Source organism: Mycolicibacterium pallens, from assembly GCF_019456675.1.
In the GTDB taxonomy this organism is placed as follows: domain Bacteria; phylum Actinomycetota; class Actinomycetes; order Mycobacteriales; family Mycobacteriaceae; genus Mycobacterium; species Mycobacterium crocinum.
In genome coordinates, this window is sequence record NZ_CP080333.1 from 91596 (window position 1) to 111938 (window position 20343).

General features: G+C 65.4%; 17 protein-coding genes and 1 pseudogene. 12 read left to right on the forward strand and 6 right to left on the reverse strand.

Annotation, left to right across the window (positions count from 1 at the left end):
- Positions 1-245: 245 nt before the first annotated feature.
- The 3 genes from K0O64_RS00485 (at position 246) to K0O64_RS00495 (ending at position 5167) form a co-directional block, all read left to right on the forward strand.
- A complete protein-coding gene (locus K0O64_RS00485; protein ID WP_071948251.1) occupies positions 246-3443 on the forward strand; it encodes a hypothetical protein in 3198 nt (1065 codons plus the stop codon).
- Positions 3444-3543: 100 nt separating this feature from the next.
- A complete protein-coding gene (locus tag K0O64_RS00490; protein WP_225933585.1) occupies positions 3544-4266 on the forward strand; it encodes a TetR/AcrR family transcriptional regulator in 723 nt (240 codons plus the stop codon).
- Positions 4259-5167, forward strand: a complete 909-nt coding sequence (locus tag K0O64_RS00495; RefSeq protein WP_425574739.1) for an LLM class F420-dependent oxidoreductase — start codon at positions 4259-4261, stop codon at positions 5165-5167. Before K0O64_RS00490 ends, K0O64_RS00495 begins: the two co-directional genes overlap by 8 nt.
- Here K0O64_RS00495 and K0O64_RS00500 read toward each other — a convergent pair.
- The 3 genes from K0O64_RS00500 to K0O64_RS00510 form a co-directional block, all read right to left on the reverse strand.
- On the reverse strand, positions 5157-6398 hold the full coding sequence (locus K0O64_RS00500; RefSeq protein WP_071948249.1) for an MCE family protein: 1242 nt from the start codon (positions 6396-6398) through the stop codon (positions 5157-5159). The two genes, K0O64_RS00495 and K0O64_RS00500, sit on opposite strands and share 11 nt — an antisense overlap.
- 178 nt (positions 6399-6576) lie before the next feature.
- Positions 6577-7380, reverse strand: coding sequence for an SGNH/GDSL hydrolase family protein (locus tag K0O64_RS00505; RefSeq protein ID WP_071950185.1), 804 nt, complete (start codon positions 7378-7380; stop codon positions 6577-6579).
- Between the two features lie 88 nt (positions 7381-7468).
- A complete protein-coding gene (locus K0O64_RS00510; RefSeq protein WP_071948248.1) occupies positions 7469-7693 on the reverse strand; it encodes a hypothetical protein in 225 nt (74 codons plus the stop codon).
- 472 nt (positions 7694-8165) lie between these two features.
- Between K0O64_RS00510 and K0O64_RS00515 the strand changes: the two genes are divergently transcribed.
- The 3 genes from K0O64_RS00515 (at position 8166) to K0O64_RS00525 (ending at position 12433) form a co-directional block, all read left to right on the forward strand.
- A complete protein-coding gene (locus K0O64_RS00515) occupies positions 8166-9191 on the forward strand; it encodes a 3-oxoacyl-ACP synthase III family protein (protein ID WP_071948247.1) in 1026 nt (341 codons plus the stop codon).
- 26 nt (positions 9192-9217) lie between these two features.
- Complete coding sequence (locus tag K0O64_RS00520; RefSeq protein WP_198044332.1) at positions 9218-10306, forward strand: sulfotransferase family protein; 1089 nt, start codon at positions 9218-9220, stop codon at positions 10304-10306.
- A 327-nt stretch (positions 10307-10633) separates the two neighbouring features.
- Positions 10634-12433, forward strand: coding sequence for a hypothetical protein (locus tag K0O64_RS00525; RefSeq protein ID WP_220045905.1), 1800 nt, complete (start codon positions 10634-10636; stop codon positions 12431-12433).
- An 8-nt stretch (positions 12434-12441) separates the two neighbouring features.
- On the opposite strand, the gene K0O64_RS00530 is transcribed toward K0O64_RS00525, so the two are convergent.
- A complete protein-coding gene (locus K0O64_RS00530) occupies positions 12442-13446 on the reverse strand; it encodes a VWA domain-containing protein (RefSeq protein ID WP_174714093.1) in 1005 nt (334 codons plus the stop codon).
- Positions 13447-13540: 94 nt separating this feature from the next.
- Here K0O64_RS00530 and K0O64_RS00535 point away from each other — a divergent pair, with 94 nt between their 5' ends.
- The gene (locus tag K0O64_RS00535) at positions 13541-14545 is read left to right on the forward strand and encodes a VWA domain-containing protein (RefSeq protein WP_225933586.1); all 1005 of its coding nucleotides are present in this window, start codon (positions 13541-13543) and stop codon (positions 14543-14545) included.
- Positions 14546-14663: 118 nt separating this feature from the next.
- Positions 14664-14909, forward strand: coding sequence for a hypothetical protein (locus K0O64_RS00540; RefSeq protein WP_096309504.1), 246 nt, complete (start codon positions 14664-14666; stop codon positions 14907-14909).
- Position 14910: 1 nt separating this feature from the next.
- Here K0O64_RS00540 and K0O64_RS00545 read toward each other — a convergent pair whose 3' ends face one another.
- A complete protein-coding gene (locus K0O64_RS00545) occupies positions 14911-15711 on the reverse strand; it encodes a HugZ family pyridoxamine 5'-phosphate oxidase (RefSeq protein ID WP_096309505.1) in 801 nt (266 codons plus the stop codon).
- 111 nt (positions 15712-15822) lie between these two features.
- On the opposite strand from K0O64_RS00545, the gene K0O64_RS00550 reads away from it, so the two are divergent.
- From K0O64_RS00550 to K0O64_RS00565, 4 genes and pseudogenes are all read left to right on the forward strand, one after another.
- The gene (locus K0O64_RS00550) at positions 15823-16941 is read left to right on the forward strand and encodes an ABC transporter substrate-binding protein (RefSeq protein ID WP_220045907.1); all 1119 of its coding nucleotides are present in this window, start codon (positions 15823-15825) and stop codon (positions 16939-16941) included.
- 6 nt (positions 16942-16947) lie between these two features.
- Entirely contained in the window at positions 16948-17793 is an 846-nt protein-coding gene (locus tag K0O64_RS00555) for an ABC transporter permease (RefSeq protein ID WP_220045908.1), read from the forward strand.
- Between the two features lie 65 nt (positions 17794-17858).
- Positions 17859-18574, forward strand: a pseudogene (locus tag K0O64_RS00560) (ABC transporter permease).
- A complete protein-coding gene (locus K0O64_RS00565) occupies positions 18571-19620 on the forward strand; it encodes an ABC transporter ATP-binding protein (RefSeq protein WP_071948237.1) in 1050 nt (349 codons plus the stop codon). Before K0O64_RS00560 ends, K0O64_RS00565 begins: the two are co-directional and overlap by 4 nt.
- Here K0O64_RS00565 and K0O64_RS00570 read toward each other — a convergent pair.
- On the reverse strand, positions 19617-20294 hold the full coding sequence (locus K0O64_RS00570) for a Crp/Fnr family transcriptional regulator (RefSeq protein WP_220045909.1): 678 nt from the start codon (positions 20292-20294) through the stop codon (positions 19617-19619). The two genes, K0O64_RS00565 and K0O64_RS00570, sit on opposite strands and share 4 nt — an antisense overlap.
- Positions 20295-20343: the final 49 nt, after the last annotated feature.

Genomic DNA, 20343 nt, shown 5'->3' on the forward strand with positions numbered 1-20343 from the left:
CTCCGGGTGGCCGAGACTAGAACGCGTTCTAGTCTGCCACGAGCGCCGGGGCACACCCCTGGTGGTTCTTCACTTACCGGGACCACCACAAGCCGACTCTTCGAAGCCGGCGGTCGCATCGTGGTTCTGTCGATGTCAAGCACACAGCCGACGACGTGCGATTTACTTGTCCCGTGACGCCCAGCTCAGGGCCAACACCATCGCCGCGCGCCGCAAGGCGACGCTGGGTGATAGCGCTCGTCGCCATGACCGTTTTGCTGCTCGTCGGGCTGGCACCGATGGCCCATATCGTCGCCGACCGGTTGCCCCAGGCGCCTGCTGACCCGACACCCATTGCCGACGGGGCACCACGGTCGGACGCAACGGCGGTGCGTGCCCTTCCCATCGGCCTCCCAGTCGATGTCACCATCTCATCGATCGCCGAAATTCGGCCCTTCGCTATTGCGGCCCTGGGACTTTCGAGTGGGCAGGAATTGGCGAATTTTCTCACTTCGGCTCCCGACGTCGATCCGGTGACGAAGCCGAACCCGTCTTCGTCGCTGGACTTCGCCTATCCCTACCGCTACCCGGCCATCGACGACATACTGACCAAGGCGTCGGCAGACCAATTGCGCAGTGGTGCAACCACACTGGCCGCAGCACTGATCAAGTTCGCGGGCAAACCGGTCGCGCAGACAGTATCGGCCAATCCCGCACGGGTCGCCTACGCCGTGCTCGACCACGTCCGCGAGGCCGGTGGGTGTGAGGTCGCGTTGAACCTGCTGCTGCTGGTCGCGGCCGATACGAATACCACGGCGCAGATTCTGGCGGATGAGTCGTCACACGCCGAACGTGCCTGCCCTGGTGACCCCACTCCGGGATGGGTGGTCGGCCAGGCCCAGATGCGCTCGCCGACATACCAATCCGATCCACGGCCGACGCAAGTCGACACCACAACCACAGGTGCCATGGCGGCGTCGCGGGCCACTTTTGAGCATCTGGCTGAGCGCTTTCCCGGTGATGCGTGGGTACGAAGCGGACTGGGCGACAGCTATCTTCGCTCGGGTCTGCGCACGCTCTACAGCCAGCCCTTCACCGCCCGCGACTATCTGCAGCGGGCGGTGGCCCAGTACAACCGCGCCGCCGAGTTTGGCGACACCCTGGGCGCCGACGTGGGCCGTGCCCGCGCTCTGGTCGGTCTGGGCCAACCGGACCAGGCGGCGACGCTGGCGACTCGTGCCGCCGGGTCGTCCCGCCCGGGAGCCGCACTGGAGGTGCTGCTCAATGCCCGGCAAACCGCTCACGACATGCCCGCCGCCATCGATGCCGCGCGGCGCCTCGACCGTGCGGGTGCCTCAGCCTATCCGCCGGTCTCCGAGTTCTTCCCGATGCCGACCACCACCGATCGGGGCCTTCCGTTCGATACGACGCTGCCGCTGTCCTCGGGTGCGAACACTCTCGCACCCTTGCATGTATCGCTGGCGCCCGTCGGCGGCGCCGGCGGGTCGGTCGAGGATCTGTCCTTCATCCCGCAGTATCGCGACGACGGTGTCGTCACCGCCGCACTCACCGACTGTGCGGCGCTGGCCTGGCGCCGAGATGCCATCGCGGCTGGTCACGCCGCCGAGGCGCTCGCTGACTGGCCGCCGTCGTTCACCGGCAGCCGCCCCGCCGGCGTCTGCCAGTACCCGGACGGCCCGTTGCGGGCCGTCGCCGAGGTGGCTGCGGGGCGCCCGTTGACGTCGGCGAACTACCGCACCATCGACGGGGCCTTCGACAGCTGGCAGAACCTCCTGCGCTGGGCTGGTGATCTCAACGCTGCGCACCAAGCGATTTCACGCTGGCAGGCCCAGGTCGGTGAGGACAATGCGGCGCCGCTGTACCGGTTGGGTGAAGTGGAGTTCCTGGCCGGCAAATACAACGACGCCGCGGCTCGGTTCGCCGAGGCCGCCCAACGGACTCGGCTCGCCGAGTGGAACGACGACCTGGGGGTTGGTCGGGCGCAGCTCGACCGCGCGGCCGCACTGTTGAAGGCAGGACGCAACGACGAGGCGATGCCGATATTGCTCGACCTCCAGGACGCCGGGACAAAGGGATATGCCTACCGCATGTCCAAAGGCGACCGGCTTGTCGCGCCGAAATTCGTTGCGCTGGCCTACCACGCGTCGGTTCAGCTGGCCGATCACTACGCAGCGACCGGCAACCTCAACGGCGCCGTCGACAACTACCGGTCGGCGCTTGCGCTGGCACCGCTTCTTGCCGGCAACGGAATCAAACCCGAGGTGGTGCACAACAATCTCGCCTTGGCCTACCTCGGTCTTGGCGACCTCGTGAAGGCACGTGACAGCGTGGCGGCCGCGGTGGACTCGGATGCCAAGAATCCGGTCTTCCTCATGTCTGCGGGCTTCATCGCCGAACGGGCAGGCATCGCCACCGAGGCAGTGAGCGACAACCGGCGTGCACTTCAGTCCGACCCCGGCGCATTCCCTGCGGCCAATGATCTCGGCGTTCAGCTGGCGCGTGCTGGCGACGATGCGGCCGCCGCGGCGGCCCTGCGCCAGGCAATAGGTGCCAAGCCCGACTACGCGTTGGGGTGGTTCAACCTCGGGATCGTCGAAGCGCGGCGTGGACCGTTGCATCTCCTGGCCTCTCAAGGGGCATTCGCCCGGGCCTTCCGGTTGGACCCCACCTTGAAAGACCGCCGCCGTGATCTGCTCATCGACGGGTCGGTGTACCGGACGGCATTGGACCTGTCCAAACCGCTTCCGCCGCAATGGAGCCTGGCGCAATCTCAGAAGGCTGCGCCGGCCGCGAGCATCGGCTTACTCGCCGCGGCACTCGTGGCGGTTGGCCTGGTTCGGTCATCCGGCGACCGCGGCGGAGAGTTGGCTCGGCAGTGGCTCGAACCGCTCTCGGAACGACTCAGCAGGATCCGCGGTCCCGATTGGTTGCGCCGGACCGCAGTAGGAATCATCGTGACGGTTCTCGCCTTCCTGCTCACTTACTTCCGGCACGCAACGGGACCGACAGAGATCGTCGCCTACTGCCTGGGCGTGGCTGCGATTGGCGCCCTGGCACTGGTTGGCCGCAAGGTCGTCGCGACTCGTCGGAACGTCGTCGTGACGCAAGGGGCGTGGCCGCCGGGCTTGGCGCTCGGTCTGATCACCGGTGCTATCGGGACTCCCTGGGCTCCGCTGCCAGTCGCGACCACCGACGCCGAGTCCGGTCATGTCCACCTGGCGGCCCCAGCCGTTCTGGCCGGCCTCAGTGTGGTGCTGTTCGTGGAGGCGGCCTGGCTGGGAGTGCCCCTGACCCTCGCCCTGGCCATCGCCGCGATCATCATGGCGGGTTCGACGCTGTTGCCCATCAAGCCCCTCGATGGAGCGAACCTGGGCAAGACGGGCATCGTGGCGTCTGCGGGCGTCATCCTGGGCGGAGTCTTCATAGTCCTTGGGCTGGCATGAACCGCCGGGCATCCTGATAGCCCGCTTGTGCCGCGCGTCGCGATCAGTATCAGCAGCACAAATGGTGGTGTGCCTCCACTTCCGGGAGTACGATGACCTGGTGATTCCGGACGCACGATGGGGTGCGGAGCGATCCAAGCCGCTACGGGCCGATGCCGAACGCAACAGGGAGCGGATTGTCTCCGCTGCTGCGCGACTGTTCGCCGAGCAGGGGCTGTCAGTTCCGTTGGAGGACGTGGCCCGGGCCGCCGGCGTGGGTGTGGCGACCCTCTACCGACGCTTTCCCACCCGCACCGACCTCGCGATCGCTGCGTTCGAACGCAATATGGCGTCGTATGAAGAAGCCGTCGACAAGGCACTCGAGAACCCGAACCCGTGGGAAGCCTTCCAGAACCTCGTCTACCAGGTGTGCGCTCTGCAGGCCTCCGACCCCGGCCTGCGGGCGCTGCTGACCACCGCGTTCCCGGCCAGCTCGGTAATCGAACAGCGCGCCACCGAAGCCATGGACAAACTCGGCCAGGTCATCGCCCGCGCTCAGCAAGACGGGACGCTGCGGCCGGACATCGGCGTCGGCGACATCGTGGTGATGCTGCTTGCCGACCAGGGCGTGCTCGAGGCCACCCGAGAGCACGCACCCGATGCGTGGCGCCGATTCGCCGCGCTGATGGTTGATGCCTTCCGCGTCGGCCCGCGGGAAGGGCTACCGCCGCCGACCCCGGCTGAAGAGCTCCGCAGTTCGATCGCCATGCTGACCGGGGATACGTTGCGCTTCGAATCCCTTCCGCCGACCGAACCAGCTAACCCCAGGAGTGACTTTGACTGACCGCCCGACCATCGACTTCCCGGCCCGAATCGGCGTGTGGTGGGCGAGCGAGAGTTGGCCGATGCCCGCGGCCGTCGAGGTGGCACAGGAGATCGAAGAGCTCGGCTACGGATCGTTGTTCATCCCCGAGGTCGGACTCAAGGACTGCATGGTGCAGTCGGCGATCTTCCTGGCCGGGACGCAGCGCCTGGTGCTCGGCACCGGGATCGCCAACATTCACGCCCGGTTGGCCACCATTGCCGAAGGCGGCGGCCGCAGCTTGACCGCCGCCTACCCGGGCCGGTTCGTCCTCGGTCTCGGTGTCAGCCACGGCCCGCTGGTGGAGAACATGCTTGGCGGCACCTACGCCAAGCCGCTGGCGACCATGCGCGGCTATCTGGAGCGGATGGCCGGTCTGCCGGAATTCGTCGAGCCGGGCTCGGGACGGCCGACCCGTCTGCTCGCCGCCCTGGGCCCCAAGATGATCGAGCTGTCGGGCACCCACGCCGACGGTGCGCACCCCTATCTGGTGCTGCCTGAACAAACCGCGACCACCCGCGACATCCTCGGACCGGACAAGTGGGTGGTGTCCGAGCAGGCCATCGTCGTCGGCGAGAGTGCCGAGGAGCAGATGCGCCGGGCGCACCTGCATCTCGAGGTCTACTCGGGTCTGCCGAACTATCGCAACTCCTGGCTGCGGCAGGGCTTCGACGAATCGGATCTGGTGCGCGGCGGTTCCGATCGGCTCGCCGGCCGCATCGTCGGGCAGGGCTCCGTCGAGCAGGCGGCCGCATCGGTGACCGCGCACCTCGACGCCGGCGCGGACCATGTGGTGGTGCAGGTGCTTGGCGACGGTGACCCGTCCTGGGATCCGCGCCCGGCCCTGCGTGAACTGGCCGGCGTGCTGAACCTCAGGGGTTGATCGTGTTCTCGCCGACCTGACGTCCCCAGACGTACTCGGTGAGCAGTGGCTGGCCCAGTTCGAAATGGTTGTAGGGCGCCAGCGAGGCGCCGTAGTCGGCCACCAAGAATGGTGCGGGCCAGAAGTCGTGGGTGATCGGCTGCCAGCAGCCGGGCGCTCCACCCGGACCGCCCTTGGCGTTCACCCGCGGCAGGTTGTCGGGATACACGTACGGGTTGGGTGCACCGGTCAGCCCGATGTGGAAGTCGATCGAGTAACCGTTGCCGCCGGCTGACGTTTTGGCGTCCGAGGTCGCATAGTTGCGCACGGTGCACATGATTGCGGGGCTGTAGGTGTCGAGCAGCTGTGCGGTCGGGATCAGGTCGGCCTGGCCGCGCACGAAGTACGGGCCGCCGCGCTCGAAGATGTCGGCGCCGGTGTTGCCGAAACCGGTCGAGGCCAGCAGCGCGGCGTCCAGATCCTTCTGCTGATCGTTGAGCGTGCGCGCGGTGGTGACCGCGTGGTCGAGCGAATCCCAGAACTCCGGGCTGGCCTCGATGTACACGTCGGCCAGGTTCGACAGCTGCCGGACGTTGCTACGGATCTGCGGCATCTGCGGATTGACGTCATCGAGGACCGCGTTGCCGTTGACGATCGACCGCCCGAACTTGGTGCCCAGCCCGTTCAATGCCTCGGCGGCCGCGCTGAGCGTCATGTTCAGCTTGACCGGGTCGACCTTCTCCGAGATCGAGATGAGCGTCTCGAACAGCGTGTTGAACTCCGTCGTCACGTGAGACACGTCGATCACGTCACCGCTGGAGATGCGCTGCTTGGTCGGATTGGGCGGGCTGCGGAAGGACACGTACTTGTTGCCGAAGACGGTGCTGGCCTTGACCTCCGCGATGGCGTTGGCCGGGATCAGCGCGACGTACTTGGGGTTGACGTTGAGCGACAGCTTGGCCTGGGTGATGCCGTCACGTTCGATGGAGTCGACGCCGGTGACGCGACCGACCTCGACGCCGTTGTAGGTGACCTTCGAACCGGGGTCCATCACCAGTCCCGCGCGTTGCGAGATCAACGTCAGCTCGGTCTTCGGGGTGAAATCGCCCCGAAACTGCATGAAAACGAGCACCACGATGATCGTGAGCAGAACGGCTGTCACCGTGAACGCGGTCTTCAGTGGCGGCGAGAACTGCCAGTGCCGGGCGCGGGACTCGAGCCACCCCGGCGCAGCGCCGTCGCGGTCACTCATCGTCCGCGCCTACCCATGACCGGGTCCCCTCCACCGACTGCGGTTCACCCGCAGATCGCCATTCGTTGCCCTGACACTATCCCACGCAGGTCGGGGGCGTCGGGGTTTTCAGACCAATCGATATCAGTGATGAACGCCGGGTGTCAGCCGCAGCGTGACCTGGCTCACAGGCCAGAAGTCAGGCGGTCTGCTGTGCGCGGAACGGAAGGTCGGAAACGGGATGTAGCACAGCGTATTTCGGATCCCTGCCGTCCCCGGACGACCGGCCACGGGCGTGCCGCCAGATCCACGGGATCAGCAAACCGCGCGTCCACTGAGCCTGCGCGTACATCCGTTGCCAGAAGCTGTCCTGGATCGCCTCACCGCTGGGTTGCGCCCAATCATGGTTGCTACCGGGCAGATTCAGAGCTTCGGCGGCGGCATCGGCAAACAGGCGGTGGCCCCGGGTTGAGGCGTGCATGCGGTCGTGACTCCAGTTCGACGTCTCGTTCATCGACTCGGCGTTGTAGAGGTCGACCAGTCCGAATCCGTGCCGGTCGGCGGCGGCCCGGATGACCGCGTTGACCTGCTGAATGCGCGCGCTGATCAACCGGCCCACCGGCAGCATCTTGGCGACGTCGGGAAACGTCGTCGTCACTACCGTCGCACCCGAATCGGCCAACTGCTGGTACACGTCGTCGAGATCGGCCATCGCCTTGGCGAACGTGCGGCCGGGCCGCGTCACGTCGTTCATGCCAACGCACACAGTGACCAGATCCGGCTGCATGGCCAACGCGCGGGGCAGTTGGTCCTGCAGGACGTCGATGACCCGCTTGCCTCGAATCGCGAGATTGGCGTACTGCACACCGGGATAGCGGGTGTCCAGGATGGCGGCGAGCCGGTCAGCGAATCCGATCACGCCGACCGTGTCGTCGCCGTCCCACAGACCTTCGGTCTGGCTGTCGCCGATCGCGACATAGCGGGAGAAGCCGATGTCCGACATGAACTCCAACTTTAGTGCCATGCACCGCAGCACGGTCGGCAAGCGAAGAGAAGGCGGGGTGTACAAACGGTGAAGTCGCCTGCGTCGGTTACTTTTTCAGCCAGGCACGAACCTTAGCCAGATCGCGGGTGTAGAGCTCGTACATCTCGTCGGTGAAGAACGATGCGCCGCTGATGGTCTCGTTGCCCTGCCAGATGACCCGAATGCGGTACTGGTTTCGAAGGAAGACGTCAGTACGACCGCTTTCTCGGCGCTGCCAACCCTGCTGCTCTCCGGCCGCGGAAAGAGCCTGCCGCTCGTCGGTGCTAGACATCAATGACCACTCCTTTTAGCGCGCCTACGCGACGCCTCAGGAAGCAACGATACGGCGCACGGGAGGGGGTGTGGTTGCAGTGGCCGCACCCCAGCCCGGCGGCCCGGGATTAGCGCGTAGTAACGGGGGGAGGCGGGACCATGGACCTTTTACCCTTGATTTTCCTGAGAGGCACAGGCACTCTTCCTGAGAGCTTCTAATTTTTTCCTGAGTGGTTGGATTGGTTGACGGGATGATTGTTCCGTGGCACGCACGCGTCACCTGGGAGTCGGAGAGACAGTCCGTGTCCCAAGAGCCGTCGGCGGGGGTCTGGACGGTCGAGCACCTAGTGTCAAGGCCCGATGCCCAGCAAACGAATTTTCAACGCGTATCATGACCCAAACCGCAGGACTAATTGAAATATCAATCTACGATCGGGGGGTTTTCTCGTGAATATGTCGAGTCGATGTCGGCAAGGTAAAGGCTGCGCGGCATGACACTTCCGCAACTGTATCTCTCGCGGCCCGCAACGGTTCTCCCGAACGCGGGCGTCGACAACGAAGAACTGGTGTCACGAGTACGGAACTTGTTCCGTGGCACGACGGCGGAGTGGCGGCCGATCGAGCAAATCATTAGATATGTTTTCGACCGGTGCAACAGCAAGATGCGGTATCTCGAGCAAGATGTGACGTTGTCGCCCGGTGAATTCGCCTCTCGTGCGGCGATCAGATGTCTGCAGGAGAACGGCGTCGCAGCCGATGCGGTCGATCTGCTGATCTACGGCGGCGTTGCGCGCGATGCGTTCGAGCCGGCGACGGCGGCCGAGGTGGCCGGGCGTCTCGGTGCGAAGCCGCTTCAGGCCATGGACGTCACCTGTGCCTGCGCCGGACTGCTCGAGGCACTCCATGTGGTTGCGGGGTATTTCGCCATCCATGATGAACTCCAGACAGCTCTTATTTGCGCAGGTGAGCTGACTCGTGACCGGATCAGCTACGACATCCAGTCGGTCGAGGACGCGGTGGTCGACGTCGCCGGACTGACGCTGGGCAATGCTGCCGCCGCGTTTCTGGTCACCCGAAACCGGTTGCCGGTTGGGGGTGCCCGGGTCCTGGGATTGACTCACAAGACACTGAGTGAGCACTGGGAGCTGTGCAGAGCGCCGGTCGACGGCCACTTCGAATCGCGCTCCACCGAATTGTTCGCGCTCGCGACCCACGCAGCCCCGGAAATTGTGCGACTACTCAGTGAGGTCGGGTGGAGCCCGGCGGAAGTCGACCATTACGCGTTTCACCAACCCAGTGAGGTGGTGCTGGAGCAGATCATCAGCGATCTGGCAGCTCGGCCCGAGGCGTGTGCCCATACGCACGCTTTATTCGGTAACACCGCGAGCACCTCGTGGGCATTGGCGCTGGACTATCGGCTCCGCCATGCGACCGTGCAGGATGGCGACAAGATCGTCATGGCGACCGCGGCGGCCGGATTCACCATGGCGACCGCCGCGGCGGTGTGGGAGGACTGATGAGCCACTATCTGCGGCTCTACCGAGTGATCAACAAGACGTTCGGGATGCGGTTGCGGCCGTTGGGCACCTTCATGATGCTTCAACTGCGCCAGCTGATTTCGGCGACCACTCTGGGTCTCGACCATGTCTTCTATCCCAGCCATCGCAAACAGCCGATCGACCGACCGATCTTCATCATCGGGAATCCCCGCAGCGGCACCACCTTCCTGCACAGGCTGCTGCTCGGGGCCGGTGACATGGCGGCCTTCGAGCTGTGGGAGATGCTCTTTCCCGCCATCACGGCGCGAAAGTTGCTCGGCGGAATCGTTCCGCGCCTAGACCGGCTTTCGCCCGCGCGGTATCACCCTTCTGATGTCCACGACACCAGTTTGCGCGGCATCGAGACCGATGACGTCGCCTGGTTCCTGCGCACTCTCGACGGGCCGTTCGCGTGGGCATATTTCCTTGCTTGGCAGGACACCTGGGGCAGTGAGCTGTCGCGGCGCTCACTGGGAATCGAGGGAGTCTCACAACAGGAGAAGGAGCGCTTCTTTCGTTACTACGAGGCGTGCTGGCGCCGGAATCTGGCTTATAAGCGGAGCGGTCGCATCCTGGCGAAGACAAGCATGTTGACCTTTCGCCTCCAAGAGGTGCTCGAGCGATATCCGGACTGCAAGCTCGTGTACATCATCCGCGATCCGGTCGAGGTCATTCCGTCGGGCATGTCGCTGTTGGCCGGTGTGTTGGAGAATGGCTACGACGTGTTCAACCGGACGCGCGACGAGGATCAACAGCGCTGGGTGGAAAACCTCTACCAAGCCTCCTGCAGCATGCTCCGAACGTTCTATGAGCAACAGATGGCCGGTCAAATTCCGGAACGGAATTTGTGTGTAGTGCGCTACACCGATCTTCTGCAAGATCTCGAGCCGACGATCGAACGAATTCTGGAATTCCTCGAGATCGAGCCCACCCCGGCTTTCCGCGAGGAGGTCCGCGCGCAGGCTGAACGGCAACGCAATTACCAGAGCCGTCACTCGCACTCGCCGGACCGATTCGGCCTCAGTCCCGAGCGGATCAGGAAAGATCTGGAATTCGTTTATGGCGCTTACGGCCTCTCCGGTAAGGCCGGGTGATCCCGTCCTCGATCACCCAGGCCGAGTTAGCTGCACGGCCGGGCGATCGATGCGCAAACCTTGATTTTTCCTGAGAAATTCTCATACGCTACCTGAGAGACCGCGGGGGTCTTTGCTGAAAGGCTGGTATTGCAAATGGGGGCTTCGCGGTATGTCGGTCGCGTCGGGGGATTAGCGGTCGCGTTCGGCGTCGGGGCCGGCGTCTTGATGGGGTGTGCGATCGCCTCGGCCGACTCTGGTTCATCGGACTCGTCTCACTCCTCGGACACGGCCAACCGCCACTCGGTGTCTGGCAGTGAGCGTTCGGGACCGGCGCGGTCGAAAGCAGTGTCAGCAGGCAAGGCGTCCAAGAAGCCGTCCGCCAGCGCTGCGGCATCGTCGGGTGGCGACGCCTCGACCGTCGCCGATACCACCGCGGACGAACCGACGGCTCCCTCCGCCCCGGCCGCCGGCCTCGGCCGCGCGAAGTCGGCGCGTATCGGTGGCCCATCGCTAAGTTCGGCCACCCTTTCCCGCCGATCAGGAGCCTCGCCGTCCGTCGTGACGAACAGCGTTACGACGGGAACGGCAGACGTCGTTCCCACAACGCCGACTGCCGGAGCAACGCTGACGACGTTGTCGGGCTTGTCGACTACTCAGAGTTCGTTGACGCCTGTTGCGACTGCGCCGGAACCGCATCCCAGAGATATTCTGATCGCCGTCGTCACCACTGTCGGCAGCCTCGCCCTACAGCTGGGCCGAGAGATTTCAATGGCGACCCATTGGGGTCCCATGCCGAGCAGCCCGACGCTCACACTCAACGGCTACAACCTGTTGCCCAGTTCCACTGAAAACGTGACATCGTTCTACGGCCAGTGGTCGAACTTTCCCGGCGGACCTACCTTCGTTCAGGGAACGCAGGAGTTCAACGTGGTAGATCCCGCCACCAGCGAAACGGTGGGTACCTTTGGGGCACTGGTGAGTTCGGGTACGCCCTTCGCTTTCCTCGGGCCGCTGTCCTTCGGCCAGTACAAGGAAATACTCGTCACGTCGAATAATGCCGGCGAACAGGAGCCGCCGGTGGGGTCGATCATCGCCAGCCAGACGTTCGGTAGGTTCGGGTGGTCCTACTCCGCGCTGCGGGAGCCCACTGGCACTGTGGTCTCGTTCAAGCTGCTGACACCGTTCGGTGACCTCCCCATCCCGATGACGTTCGACGCGACCGAACTCATGGAAATCAGGCCGTTCAGCCTCGGCAATGGATACAGCGTGGCGCCGGCGGACCCGGCGTCGGCAACCATCCTCGCCACGAGCGGCGTGCTTCCCCTCTTCTCGACGGTTCAGGGCAAGCAGGTCTTCAACGTCTACGATTCGGACGGCCACGTGGTCGGTAGCTTCGAAGGCGTCTATACCCCGACCCATGACCTGCTGGGCGCCTACACGCAGGCCATCCTCGTCACGGGCAATGACGGCGTTAACGTCGGCACCGACCCGGGTCAGGTGCCGCCCGTCGGGACCGTTTACAACGTGCTGTACGAAGGTAGTGACGATCATTACGTGCTCTACACGTCGATGCCCTCCTTGTCGGGGGACATCGTGTCGCTGCTCGACATCTCTCCTGACGGGGTAACGAATACTCGCGTCTTCCCCCTGAACATCCTGGATGCATCGGCGCTGCCGGTCGTCCAGTCGCTGATGGGCCCCAATGGTCAGCGGTTCTATCCCATTTCGGACTTCCAACCCGTGGGGATCAACGGACTTCCGCCCAGGGAGGTGGAGCTCCAGGGCTATCAGCAGTTTGGCGTGTATGACTCGACGGGTGCCCAAACGGGCAGCTTCGATGCCGACGTTGCCACCCAATGGGATCTGTTGGGAATCGTCAGCCAAGCCATTCTCGTGACGAAAGTGACCGACGGTACCGCAGGCACCGAGTCGGGGCAAGTCCCACCGGTCGGGTCTCGGTTCGAATACGCATCCTTCGGCAACAGCGGGTTCGGCTTCTACTACTCGGCGATGCCGGCTGAATCCGGTGACGTCATCCGTTTCAATCTCGTGACACCGCTGGGGAACATCCCGCTCTACACGACCTATAACGAAGCGCTGAACCCGGATGACTATTCGTTCTACAGTCCGTTCGTAACCATCTGAAGCGTGCGTCAGGAGGGCAGTCGCCGGTTCAGCAGAATGCCGGCACCGACTGACAACGCAAGCGCCAACGCGCCGAGTGCGACCCAGCCCGCGCTGGCGTCACCGCGCACCACCTGGTAGCCGATCTGTTCGTCGAGTGTCGAATACACCCGGTTCAGCTCGCCCAGGCTTTCCGCGCGAAACGCTTGTCCACCGCTGAGATCGGCGATTCTGGCCAGCGATGCGTCGTCGGTGGGAACCGGAATCGACTGACCGTCGACCTCGACGATGCCGTCCGGCGTGCCGAAGGAAATCGTCGAGATCGGCACGCCCTGTTCCTTGGCTGCCTGCGCGGCGGTGAACGCACCGCGTGGCGCATCCAGATCCGGCGGCACCGTTTCCTTACCGTCGGACTCGAGCACGATGCGGGCCGGAGGGGGGCCGTCACCGCCGCCCATGACCGCACCGGTGGTCGCAATCGCCTGCAGCGCAGTGAAAATGCCCTCGCCCGTCGCGGTGCGCGGTTCGGGGACCAGCTTGCCGATAGCCTGCTTGACCTGCTCGTGGTCGGTGGTCGGCGCGACCAACAGCGTGGCTCCCGACGAGAACTTCACCAAGCCGAGATTGATACCCGGCGTGAGCATGTCGGCGAAGTGCTTACCGGCCTCGCGGGCCGCCTCGATCCGGCTCGGCGCGACGTCGGTGGCCGACATCGATTCGGAGACATCGATGACGAGCATGACGACAGCCCGGTTGCGAGGGATACGCACATCCGCGGTAGGCCCGGCCATCGCGGTGGTGAGCAAAGCCAGGGCCGCCACCAACAACGCCGCGGGCAGATGCCGCCACCGACGTGGCTTCTGGCCGGCGGCGACCTGCTCCAGCACCGCCATGTTCGCGAAGCGCAGCACCCGTCTGCGTCGGGTCCGCTGAACCAGGATGTAGATCACCACCGCGAGCGCAACGACCCCGAGGTACAGGAACAACCACGGGGATGTGAAGCCCGAAAGTGACAGCGAATTCACAGCTTCCACGCCGGTGGGACCACCTCTCAACTAACCCGGGTACAAAGGACACGTTAACCACATTTCCCAGGTACTAGCTCACAGTGATGACAGGAGTGGGTTGTTGCCCGGTTTCGGCCCGTTGCCGTTGAGCGGACTGGCGCATCCCTGGCTGCTGCTACTCGCGGTGATCCCCGCACTGCTCGCCGGACTGTACGTGGCCGCACAATGTCGGCGCAGACAGCGCCTGCGGCAGTTCGGCGACGCGGCGGCCGTGCAGCGACTTGCTACCAAGCGACCACATCGCCTGCGGCACTTGCCGATTGCGCTGGCGATCTGTGCGCTGCTGCTGCTCATAGTTGCGCTGGCGGGGCCGACCCATCAGGCGCGGATTCCCCGCAATCGTGCGGTCGTGATGCTGGTCATCGACGTGTCGCAGTCCATGCAGGCCAAAGATGTTGCGCCAACTCGTCTGCGGGCCGCGCAGGATGCGGCGAAGACCTTCGCCCAGCAGCTGACCCCGGGCGTGAATCTGGGTCTGGTCTCCTTCGGCGGCAACGTCAATCTGCTGGTCTCGCCCACCCCGGATCACGCGGCCACCGTGACCGCCCTGGACAAGCTGCAACCGGACAACTCCACCGCCACCGGCGAGGCGATGTTCACCGCCCTGGAGTCGATCCAAACCGTGAGCACGGTGCTCACCGCCGGTGACGCGACACCGCCGCCGGCGCGCATCGTACTGCTGTCCGACGGCGGTGAGAACAAGCCCGCCAACCCCGACAATCCACGCGGGGACTTCACCGCCGCGCGGGCGGCCAAGGACCAGGGTGTGCCGGTGTCCACGATCACCTTCGGCACCCAACAGGGCGTGGTGACCCTCAAGGACGACACCATCCCGGTCCCGTCGGACGACACACAGATGAAGCGGATCGCCCAACTGTCCGGCGGGCAGAGCTACCGCGCCACCAACATCGACGAATTGAACAAGAGTTACGGCGCTGTGCTCCAACAGGTCGGGTACCAGACCGTGAGCGCGCCCGCGACCACCGGCTGGCTGCGGCTGGCCGTCGTCGTGCTTACCGTCGCGGCGTTCCTCGCGTTGGCGGTGAATCGGAATCTGCCCGCGTAGAGGTCCCCTCCGGTGGGCATAGCTACTCCCGACAGCAGAGGAGGTCCACCCGCGATGACTGAGTACACAACGCATCGGGAGAACCCCGAGCAAGACCGGTCCGGCGAGGAGGTGCCCGATGATCACGCGTGATGACGTCCGCCACCTACTCGAAGGCGACTCCGACTCAGTGCTGGTTCTCGTCGAGGGGCGCACCGAGGTCGTCGAGCCGGCCGCCCTCGACACCGACGACTACCGGGGCGCGCTCCAGGTGATCACCCGTGCGGAACTGGTCGAACAGGCCGGCAGCGAGCAGCTGTCGGATCGCGAACTCGTCGAGCAGGCAGCGCTGCTCGAAACCGCCGTCGCCGAATTGGGCGGGTAGGTCACGCGTCTCGGGCGCGCTTGACCAATTCCTTAGAGGCCGAACGTAATTCGTCGGCTGACGACAACGGTCCGCCGAACCCGACACGGGTGTATCCGGCGCCGCGCGGGGTGTCGACCCGCAGATCGAGTCCGTAGCGGTCGATGCCGGTGCACACCGCGGCGGTCGCATCGGGGTAGCCGCCCAGGGCGCGTGCCATCTCCGCCAGCGAGTCGGCGTGGTCGGCGTTGAGGTGGGCGATCGCGCCGGCGGCCTGCGGGCGCACCGGGTCAGCGGTGGCTGCCGCGTAGTCCGCCGCGGTCGCGGAATCCATGCGGCCGTAGCCGCCCACCCAGCGCACGCGGTGGACGCGCAACACCCAGAGGGTGAAGTCCGAGTAGTCCACGTAATACTTCGCGGCCGCGACGGCAGCCAGGTGCGCGTCGCGCGCCGCGTGTGCTTCGTCCCCGGTCGGGCGTTCGGCCACCCCGGCCAGGGTGATCCGACCACTGGCCAGGGGATCGGTCTCGGTGGTCGGCGCCACGATGGCCAGACTGGCGCGTGGATCGCCGGCGAGGTTGCGGCCGTGCTCGGCCATGTTCGACACGCATAGCACCGGCTGCCCGTCGAGCAGTCCGTAGGTGACGAACGACGCCCACGGATCGCCGGTGGCCGTGAGCGACGCCAACGTCGCGGTATTGGTCGACGCGGCGATGCTGCGCGCCTCCTCGGCCGCCGAGGGCCGGGTCGCGTCGACGACGGTGGTCAGCGGCGGCGGGACCGAGGGGGCGTCGCCCGGGTCGCCATGGTCACGGGATGCCACGTCGGCACGATACCGCGCTCACTCCGTTCGACGCGGGGGTGCGGAGGTAGTGTCAAAGCGTCGTGACGATCCCATTACCGCATCACCTCCTGCACCCGAGAAGGTCCGGTCATGAAGAACGTACGTCTGATCTCTGTTGTCGCCGCCGCTGTCGTGGTCGCCGCCGTCGCCTGTGCTCCACCGGAAAAGAAGGGCGGCACGACCGGCAATGGCGCTGCAGCCGGCCAGGCCACGTCGATGGCCGACTTCGGCGGCATGGACGGCCTGATCGCGGCGGCCAAGAAGGAGGGCGAACTCAACGTCATCGCCCTGCCACCGGACTGGGCCAACTACGGCGTCATCATCAAGACGTTCGGCGACAAGTACGGCATCAAGGTGAACTCGGCGCAACCCGACGCCGCCAGCCAGGACGAAATCAACGCCGCCAACCAGCAGAAGGGCCGCAGCACCGCACCGGACGTCTTCGACCTCGGTCAGTCGGTTGCGTTGGCCAACAAGGCGATGTTCGCGCCGTACAAGGTCGCGACGTTCGACAGCATCCCCACCGAGATGAAGGCGGTGGACGGATCGCTGGTCAACGATTACGGCGGCTACATGTCGATCGGCTACGACTCGGCCAAGGTGCCGGATCTGAGCACCGTCAACGATCTGCTGAAGCCGGACTACAAGGGCAAGGTGGCGCTCAACGGCGACCCGACCCAGGCCGGCGCCGCGTTCTCCGGTGTGGCCATGGTGGCGCTGTCCCAGGGCGGCTCGGCCGACAAGATCGCCCCCGGGGTCGAGTTCTTCACCAAGCTGAAGCAGGCGGGTAACTTCCTGCCGGTCGACCCGACGCCGGCGACCATCGAGTCCGGCCAGACACCCGTCGTCATCGACTGGGACTACCTCAACGCCGCCGAGACCAAGAAGCTCCCGAGCTGGAAGGTCTTCGTGCCGCAGGACGCGGTGCTGGGCGGCTACTACTTCCAGGCGATCAACAAGGAGGCTCCGCACCCGGCGGCGGCCCGGTTGTGGCAGGAGTTCCTCTTCAGCGACGAGGGGCAGAACCTGTACCTGGCCGGCGGTGCCCGACCGGTGCGCGCCGACGCCATGGTGAAGGCAGGCACGATCGACACCGCCGCCTACGAGAAGCTGCCGCCGGTCAGCGGAAAGCCGGTCATCTTGACCCAGGCGCAGACCGATGCCGCCACCCGCTATCTGGCCGACAACTGGGCCAAAGCGATCGGCTGACGCACGGTGGGAAGGCATGTGCGCGACGCACTCCCGCTCGTGCCGTTCGGAGCGTTCATCACGGTCTTCCTGATCATCCCGACCGTGACGGTGATCGTGTCGGCGTTCTTCCTCGACGGCGTGTTCTCGCTGCAGCGCATCGGTCTGCTGTTCTCCGGCACCGCGTTGGCCGCCCTCGGGAAGAGCGTGCTGCTCTCGGCGAGCACCGCGGTGATCGGGGCGGTGCTGGGCGCGGTGCTGGCCTGGCTGGTGGTCACCAGCGCGGCCACGTCCCCGATGCGCCGGGTGGCGTTGTCACTGTGCAGCGTGTTGGCCCAATTCGGCGGCGTGGCATTGGCTTTCGCGTTCCTGGCGACGATCGGGCTCAACGGTGTGCTGACGGTGTGGGTGTCCGACCGCTTCGGGTTCAACCTGGCCGGCGACGGCTGGCTCTACTCGATGCCCGGACTGGTTCTGGTTTACACGTATTTTCAGATCCCGCTGATGGTCATCGTCTTCACCCCGGCCCTGGAGGGGCTGCGGTCGGAGTGGCGCGAGGCCGCGGTCAGCCTGGGTGCCTCGCGGTGGGCCTACTGGCGCGAGGTCGGCTTCCCGCTTCTCACACCGGCATTCCTCGGTTCGGCGCTGTTGTTGTTCGCCAACGCCTTTGCCGCCTATGCCACCGCCGCCGCGCTGGTCAGTCAGGGCAGTCCGATCCTGCCCCTGCTGATCCGTGCGGCGCTGACCTCCGAGGTGGTGCTCGGCCAGTCCGGCTTCGCCTACGCGCTGGCGCTGGAGATGGTGGTCGTGGTCACCGTGGTGATGCTCGCCTACAACGTGCTGGTGCGGCGGACCTCGCGGTGGTTGCAGTGACTCGGGTCGGACGCGCAGTCCTGTGGACGGTGTTCGCGGTGTTCTTTCTGTTCCCGCTCTACGCGATGGCCGACTTCAGCACCCGCAACCTGATCCACGGCGGCCGCACCCTGCAAGCATGGAAGAACCTGGTGCAGAACGAGATGCTGTACCAAGCGATCATCATCTCGCTGTTGTTGGCGGTGTTCACCGTCGTGCTGATGCTGGCGATCCTGGTGCCGACGATGATCTGGGTCCGGCTGCGCGCGCCGTGGGGCAGGCGGCTGGTGGAGTTTTTGTGTCTGCTGCCGTTGACCATCCCCGCGCTGGTGATCGTCGTCGGGCTGCGCAACGTGTATCTGTGGGTGGTGTACTTCCTCGGCGAGTCCGCGCTGACACTGACATTTGTCTATGTGGTTCTGGTGTTGCCGTTCGCTTACCGGTCACTCGATGGCGCCCTGTCCTCGATCGACCTGAAAACCCTTGCCGAAGCGGCCCGTTCCCTCGGTGCGGGCTGGACCATCACGATCCTGCGGGTCGTCGTGCCGAATATCTGGTCGGGCATTCTGTCGGCCGCGTTCATCTCGATCGCGGTGGTGCTGGGCGAGTACACGATCGCTTCGCTCAGCGGATACCAGAACCTGCAGGTGGTGATCGTCGCGATCGGCAAGAGTGAGGGCCGACGTCGGTGGCGGCGTCGCTGGCGACGCTGGTCTTCGGTTTCGTTCTGCTGCTTGTCCTCTCGCTGGTGACGCGCCGTCACCGGCACGTCGGTCTCGCCGGCGGGAAAGGAAGCCCATGACCGGGAACGGTGTGGCCGTCGAGTTCACTGATGTGACACGGATTTACGGGTCGGTCCGCGCGCTCGACGGGTTGACGCTGCACTTGGAGCCCGGCGAAATGGTGGCCCTGCTCGGTCCGTCGGGCTGCGGCAAGACCACCGCGCTGCGCATCCTTGCCGGCCTGGACGAGCCGACGTCGGGACGGGTCGCGGTCGGCGGCACCGACATCACCGATGTCCCACCCAATAAACGGGATATGGGCATGGTGTTCCAGGCCTACAGCCTGTTCCCGCATCTGACCGTGCTCGACAACGTCGCATTCGGACTCAAGTTGCGCGGCAAGGGCAAAGCCGACCGCACAGCGAAGGCCGCCGACATGCTCGATCTGGTCGGTCTGTCAGAGCACAAGCACAAGTACGCCAGCCAGCTCTCCGGTGGCCAACAGCAGCGGGTGGCACTCGCACGTGCACTGGCCATCCAGCCGCGCGTGCTGCTGCTGGACGAGCCGCTGTCGGCGCTGGATGCCAAGGTGCGCGCGCAGCTGCGCGACGAAATCCGGCGCGTCCAGCTCGAAGTCGGCACCACGACGTTGTTCGTCACCCACGATCAGGAAGAAGCGCTCGCCGTCGCCGACCGGGTCGGCGTGATGAGCCAGGGCCGGCTGGAACAGATTTCCGCACCCGCCGACGTCTACGCCCATCCGGCCACCCCGTTCGTCGCCGAGTTCGTCGGCTTGAACAACAAGGTCGATGTTCAGGTGGCCGACGGCCGCGTCCACCTGCTAGGCACGTCGCTGCCGGTGGCGGACGGCTCCGTGTCGACCGGCGGTGGCGTTGCCCTGGTTCGGCCGGAGTCGGTGCGGATCGACACCGACCCGAATGGTCCGGCGACCGTCGCCTCGGTGTCGTTCCTCGGCCCGATCTCATTGATCCACTGTACGTTTGACGACGGCACGCGGGTGATCGCTCAGAGTTCCAGCGCCCACGCCGCCGCTCTGAGCCAGGGCGATCGGGTCGCCGTCCGCGTCGAACAGTCCGAAGTGCTGGTGATCCCGTCGGCGGCCTAGACGTGTGCCCGCCGAGCCAGCCGCTCGGTGTCGGAGATCAGTAATCCCTTGCAGCGCAGCTCGATCCAGCCGCGGTTGGTGAAGTCGCTGAGCACCTTGTTCACGGTCTCGCGCGACGAGCCGACCAACTGAGCGATCTCGTCCTGGGTCAGATCGTGGTTGACCAGGACCGAGCCGTCGCGCTGTACGCCGAACCGTTGTGCCAGCCGCAGAAGCAGTTTGGCCACCCGGCCGGGCGCGTCGGTGAACACCAGATCGGTACGGCTGGTCGTCATCCGCCGTAACCGGCGGGCCAGGACGCGCATGAGTTGTTCGGCGACCTCCGGCCGCGGTGCGATCCACTCCCGCAGCAGCTCCCGATCCATCGTCACCACCGCCACGTCGGTCAGTGCCCGCGCGCTGGAGATCCGCGGTCCCGGATCGAGCATCGCCAACTCGCCGAACATGTCGGACGGCCCGAGGATGTGGAACAGGTTCTCTCGGCCGTCCTCGGCCGAGCTGCCGATCTTCACCTTGCCGGTGACGATGATGTACAGCAGGTCACCAGGTTCGCCCTGCTCGAAGATGAAATCACCGGTGTTGAAGTAGCGCCTATCCAGGCTGTCGCACAGTTCTGCCACGTCACGCGGATCGACACCACGAAACAGCGCGGCGCCGGCGAGATTGGGATGCATAGCGTCCTCACGTCGGAACCGGCGTTGTACTCAGCCGGGCTGTGAATGC

Excerpts from the sequence above, each read along its gene's own strand:
- K0O64_RS00485 (WP_071948251.1), top strand. The coding sequence starts at position 246 with ATGACCGTTTTGCTGCTCGTCGGGCTGGCACCGATGGCCCATATCGTC.
- K0O64_RS00500 (WP_071948249.1), bottom strand. The coding sequence starts at position 6,398 with ATGAGTGACCGCGACGGCGCTGCGCCGGGGTGGCTCGAGTCCCGCGCC.
- K0O64_RS00505 (WP_071950185.1), bottom strand. The coding sequence starts at position 7,380 with ATGTCGGACATCGGCTTCTCCCGCTATGTCGCGATCGGCGACAGCCAG.
- K0O64_RS00510 (WP_071948248.1), bottom strand. The coding sequence starts at position 7,693 with ATGTCTAGCACCGACGAGCGGCAGGCTCTTTCCGCGGCCGGAGAGCAG.
- K0O64_RS00515 (WP_071948247.1), top strand. The coding sequence starts at position 8,166 with ATGACACTTCCGCAACTGTATCTCTCGCGGCCCGCAACGGTTCTCCCG.
- K0O64_RS00540 (WP_096309504.1), top strand. The coding sequence starts at position 14,664 with ATGATCACGCGTGATGACGTCCGCCACCTACTCGAAGGCGACTCCGAC.
- K0O64_RS00550 (WP_220045907.1), top strand. The coding sequence starts at position 15,823 with ATGAAGAACGTACGTCTGATCTCTGTTGTCGCCGCCGCTGTCGTGGTC.
- K0O64_RS00565 (WP_071948237.1), top strand. The coding sequence starts at position 18,571 with ATGACCGGGAACGGTGTGGCCGTCGAGTTCACTGATGTGACACGGATT.
- K0O64_RS00570 (WP_220045909.1), bottom strand. The coding sequence starts at position 20,294 with ATGCATCCCAATCTCGCCGGCGCCGCGCTGTTTCGTGGTGTCGATCCG.